The 4,760-nt window shown below is 54.4% G+C and carries 5 protein-coding genes; all 5 read right to left on the minus strand.

Features of this window, described 5'->3' with window-relative positions:
- Window positions 1-151 precede the first annotated feature (151 nt).
- Window positions 152-1,483, minus strand: a complete 1,332-nt coding sequence (locus tag RT340_RS21925) for a sensor histidine kinase (protein WP_313377758.1) — start codon at window positions 1,481-1,483, stop codon at window positions 152-154.
- 150 nt (window positions 1,484-1,633) lie between these two features.
- Complete coding sequence (locus RT340_RS21930) at window positions 1,634-2,761, minus strand: VasL domain-containing protein (RefSeq protein ID WP_211728703.1); 1,128 nt, start codon at window positions 2,759-2,761, stop codon at window positions 1,634-1,636.
- A 19-nt stretch (window positions 2,762-2,780) separates the two neighbouring features.
- Window positions 2,781-3,221, minus strand: a complete 441-nt coding sequence (tssE, locus tag RT340_RS21935) for a type VI secretion system baseplate subunit TssE (protein ID WP_097118721.1) — start codon at window positions 3,219-3,221, stop codon at window positions 2,781-2,783.
- Complete coding sequence (gene tssJ, locus RT340_RS21940; RefSeq protein WP_313377762.1) at window positions 3,221-3,760, minus strand: type VI secretion system lipoprotein TssJ; 540 nt, start codon at window positions 3,758-3,760, stop codon at window positions 3,221-3,223. Before tssJ ends, tssE begins: the two co-directional genes overlap by 1 nt.
- The coding region (gene tssG / locus RT340_RS21945; RefSeq protein ID WP_313377764.1) for a type VI secretion system baseplate subunit TssG at window positions 3,735-4,760 on the minus strand (1,026 nt) is incomplete at its 5' end. The genes tssJ and tssG, both read right to left, overlap by 26 nt.

The raw sequence follows: 4,760 nt of genomic DNA on the forward strand, positions 1-4,760 counted from the left end.
GCGCAGCGGTTCCTGCGCTGACGTAGCCGCCTCAAATGAGGCCAAATCAGCAAAGTCGGCAACGTCATATTCCAGCGTTCTCAAGAGAAAACCCAATGATTCACGCACCGACAAATCATCATCCACTAACCAAACTTTTGCGCTCATTCCGTTACTCCGCCAGTGGGAAAATTAGGGTGATTTCCGCGCCGCCTTCGGCGCGGTTTGCCAGCCGCAGCTGGCCATTCATGCGTAACATCAAGCTCTCAACCAGCGTCATGCCAAGCCCCATGCTTTCTGGTCGCGAGCTGTAAAACGGCATACAGGCCTGCGCTAATCCTTCGACAGAAAAGCCTGGTCCGTTATCACTGAAGATGATTTTAATCTCGTGCGCCAGGCGTTCTGAATTGATAGCCACCCACGCATCCGCCTGCCCTTGCTGCATGTGGATCGCATTTTGTAGCAGATTGTGAAAGACCTGTTCGAGCCATTGTTCGTCGCCGATAACACGCGCGTGGTCATGCTGAAACTGCTGATGAAGCACCACAGCGCCCGCATCCAGTTCTTGTTGTAATAGCACCGTGACTCGCCGCCATGTTGATTCAACACCGATCGCAGTCATCGCCACCGGGCGTTCGCTGACAATGTCGCGAAAACGTTGCAGCAATCCGGCCAATCGTTCAGTTTGTAAACTGATGGCACCGAGTGTCTGCGGCAGGCTATCGTGTTTGCCTTGCTTAAGCAGCAGCTGGCTGATGTGTAACCACGTGTTAATCGCGGTGAGCGGCTGGTTAATTTCATGGATGATACCCGCCGTGAACTCCCCCAAAGATTCACGCCGCGTACGCTGGAAATAGTCAGCCCGCAGACGCATTTCGACGTTTTGTCGCCAGTGACGCAATAATCCCCAACCGAGAAAACCGATGATGAGCCACAACGTCAACGCCAGCAGGGGCGGAGCGACATGCAGCGCACGCCAATCAGGATTCGCGCTGCCTTTAATTAGAAAAGGTTGGTAGAGGTTGATAAACGGACGCTGCCATTGCCAGCGCGCCGTTTCAGAATAGGCCGAAGTTAATATTGCGGGCTGAGCATGAATATGAAATGCAAGTGCCAGCCCGACCTCTGGGGCTTGCACGGCAAAATGCAAATCCACCAGCATGCGGAATTGTCGATAGGGGTTATACAGCCAGTACCGTCTTTCGCTGGCATCTTCAAACCGCGGGCCGGTTAGCGGCCTGTTCTGTGTGTGCTCAAGCTGCACGATTTGTGGAAATTTCTTCTGCAATTCAGTGAGGTTTTCATCACCCGTCAATAATGGCAACAGAGTTTCATTCTGCGTTAAATAGGCCGCAATACGACTGAACTGCTGATGGAATTCCGCTTCACGCGTGCGCCGTTGATCCAGGATTTGTTCGGCAAGTAATGCGAGCAAAGTCACCAGCGTGAGAAGTAGCCAGACCAGCCAATACCTTTTCATCCATGGGCGGTAAGTGTGAGGCATAGTTTTCCGTTGTTAAAGCGATAAAAAAGCCCTCCGGGTCAGGCGGGTTGTCGATCCTGCACCAGCATCCATTCATAGTTTTGCAACGTTGTAACCTGCCCACCCATTGGATTCAATCAGTTTTACTGGTTTAGCGCTGATTTCAGAAGTCTACCAGGTACGACTTTGATTTAGATTGGCTTTTTCCCGATCGGTGAGCGACTCTGCGTTATCCTGTTGTATGAGTTGATAACGAAACATCAGCTGTTTTAACAGTAATCCCGTCTGTGTTTGTTCACTCAGCTGATCACCGTTACCTTCAGCGTAACGTCGAAGTTGCTCTTCAACCGGAATCTGCTGGTTAAAGGCCTGCATCGCGGAAAAAATCCCCGTTTTAAGCTCACTCACCGTGAGATATTTTCCTTTAGTTTTATCCAGTCCATTGAGTTGTTCAGCCATATTTTCCAACTGCGCCATACCACGATGCCAGCTCTGTAATTTTTCCAACGATATCGCTTGTTTCTCTCTGCGCTGTTGTTCGAGCAGGGCTTGAGAGGCCATCAAGTGCTGATGCTGTTCGTATCGATACCAACTGCCACAGACAAAGACTAAAACGCCAGCCAGTAAGGCACAGCAGGCCCCACTCACAAATGATTTTAATGATGAAGCCGTTGTGGGCGCGTCTTGCTGCTCATCCGCATCAGGATAGACCACATAAACGCGAGCCGGATGGCTGTGGTGTTCACTGTTGAGTGCTGCCGGAATAAGCTGTACCGGAGAGGGCAGTCTTTCTTGAAGCTGCGTTATGGAGTGTTTGACCTGATGCAATAACGTATTGGCCTGCGCGAATTCCCTGATACCAAAACGTAACAACGCTTCACGCAAGGATATCAGCAACCGCTCCGTTTCTAATAGCTGCGCCGCCATCTCGCTGCCCACCACCTGCCAGCCACGGTAGAGACTTTGCAGACGTCGAAACATCACGCTGAGGATATCGGCGCGCGCATCAATCGCCAGCGGCCAGAAAATCGACCACTGATGTACCACCAGCGCGTCAATCAGATTCAAGCCTTCATTGAGCCCCCTCAAACCCGCGTTGTTGGCACGCGCCAAAGTGAACCAGGCCGCACTCTGCAACTCCAGTCCATTTTGTTCAAACAACCCCAGCGTGAGTCTCTCCACTTTGCCCCAATCAACATCGGGCCGGGCGGGATGCGTCAGCTTACTCATCTCTTCCCGCAACTGGGAATAGCCTGGTAAGGTGCGCGGATCTGCACCGGTTTTAATCACCTGATTCATATTCAGCAACCTTCCTTGTTTATCCCGTCAAACCACTGCCCATTAACTGCTGTTGCTTTAAGTGACGCAGCAACACTCTGCCCTCTGGTTTGAATTCCGTGCCGTAGCGCACCAGGCCAATACCGGTGAGTTCGGCTTCAATTGCGTAGCGCAATTCGCCTGGCACCGTTTGTTCCAGCAATGCCACCTCAATACGCTTAAGGCGCGGTTCGTACTTCAGCAACACGCTTGAAAAGGTGTGAAGCAGCTGGTGCGCAGTGCCCGGCATCCCCTGCAGAATGCGCGTCATATCCGGCAGTCCATAATCGGGGATGTGTGCAATTGAGCCTGCACGGGTATTGAGGATGCGCTGCAGATTATCCAGCACCGAAAGAATGACCTGGTCCCGTTCGCTCACGGCATCGAGCGCCAGCCCGCCACTAAAATTGCCGTAAAGGATCTCATAAAGTGAAGGCATCATCAGGGTCTTTTAGCCTTTTCCGCGACCAAAGTCAGTGTACCGTCACCCAGTTCAATCACCCGCGCCTTATCCGGGTCGAGATCATCGCGGGTCAGCAGCAGTCGCCACTGCTCATCCTGCGTGTCTGGCGACAGGAATAGCCCAGCCAATGCCACGAATTCCGCCTTATCGTCCATCGGCATATCAATACTGACTGACTCACCCGGGCGGATGCGTATGTCCTTTTGTGCCAGCAGGTCCGCCTTCAGAACCTGACTGTCAGCAGTGAATAGCGAGGGGTAGTCTGAGGCGTCAAAAGCGCTACTGTCCTTCAGTTGCCAGATGCGCACCACGGTTGAGAGCGCAACACCCTGTGCGTTGCGGTTTGCCCCTTCACGGGCGCGAAAATCGAGATGCAGTGTGCGTATTTGCTTGAAAAAAATGGATTTTGTTACGGAGACGGTGCCCTCTGATACTTTCTGCGTCAGACCGCAGCTGCTGACGCTCAGAGCCAGCATAAGAGGGATAAGCGTTTTACCAGCGATAGTCGCCCTGTTCATCGGTTTCGATCCTTGAAGGTTGCACCCGGACGCGCTGATAGCGACCGAGCTGTATGGTTATCTGGTTAGACTCGCGGGAGCCCGTGATTTGTGTCAGAGGCAGCACCGCCGTGCGCCCGAGTTGCTGCGCCCCCTCCTTCCGGCAGCTTAGCTGTGCATCAGGCATCATTGCGCGGTAAACGCACAGCTCCAGTCGCGCATCTAGCTTTGATCCCAGGTAGACGTGCAACAGCGCCATCAAGTCGCCGTGCAGTTGCCCGCCGGGGAGCCAGCCCCGGACTTCCTCAGGGTTGCCGGTGAACAGCCTCAGCAATACCTGACCGTTGACGTCTGTGGCATGCGTCCCCACCACCGGTCGATGCGTCAGACTGACAGGGTGGCGCGTGCTCATATTCAGTATTGAGGATTGGGGAATACGACGTGAATCCCAGGGCACGACCTGCGCGCGCGTGTCCGGTGCCAGCAGCTTCACTAGCGAGGAGACTCCTTCGGCGGTTCGACCGGGCAGCAGCATCACCGGCAGCAGCGCAAGGAAACGCGAGACCGGCGTCGCGATATTCTGCGCACAGCCGCTTATCCCCAGACCCGCCAGCCCCAGTAGGTACTGAGAGGTGTCATCGGTGCCACCAGGAGCGAAAGTTGCCGGGTAGGTGTATTTGCGCCAGATGCGGTAAAACTGCGTGGTCAGGCGGTGGCTGAAGATATCCAGGAAATCCTGCGTGGCCTCGTGCCCTTCGCGCTGCCGCGTCACATCATCAATGTAATGCGACGGCAGCGGAGACGCCGTGCCATAGAGCCCCATGAAATTAATGCGTACCGTGGGCGGCAGATGCGGATGAGCGGGCGCCTCTGCACCGCGAATTTCTCCTGCCGGAAAGCCCATGCCGGGATGAGGCCGGAAGCGCACTGGCTCGTGACGCACCTGCCCAGTGCTGCCCGGCACAGGTGCCCCGGGATCGCTCCTTTCCAGCAGATGACAGAAGCGGGCAAAATTCATGTA

The sequence above is a fragment of the Pantoea sp. CTOTU50773 genome, assembly GCF_032082325.1.
GTDB lineage: Bacteria > Pseudomonadota > Gammaproteobacteria > Enterobacterales > Enterobacteriaceae > Pantoea > Pantoea communis.

Coding starts and splice junctions, on each gene's coding strand:
- tssE (WP_097118721.1), bottom strand. CDS start 3,221: ATGATGCCTTCACTTTATGAGATCCTTTACGGCAATTTTAGTGGCGGG.
- RT340_RS21925 (WP_313377758.1), bottom strand. CDS start 1,483: ATGCCTCACACTTACCGCCCATGGATGAAAAGGTATTGGCTGGTCTGG.
- RT340_RS21930 (WP_211728703.1), bottom strand. CDS start 2,761: ATGAATCAGGTGATTAAAACCGGTGCAGATCCGCGCACCTTACCAGGC.
- tssJ (WP_313377762.1), bottom strand. CDS start 3,760: ATGAACAGGGCGACTATCGCTGGTAAAACGCTTATCCCTCTTATGCTG.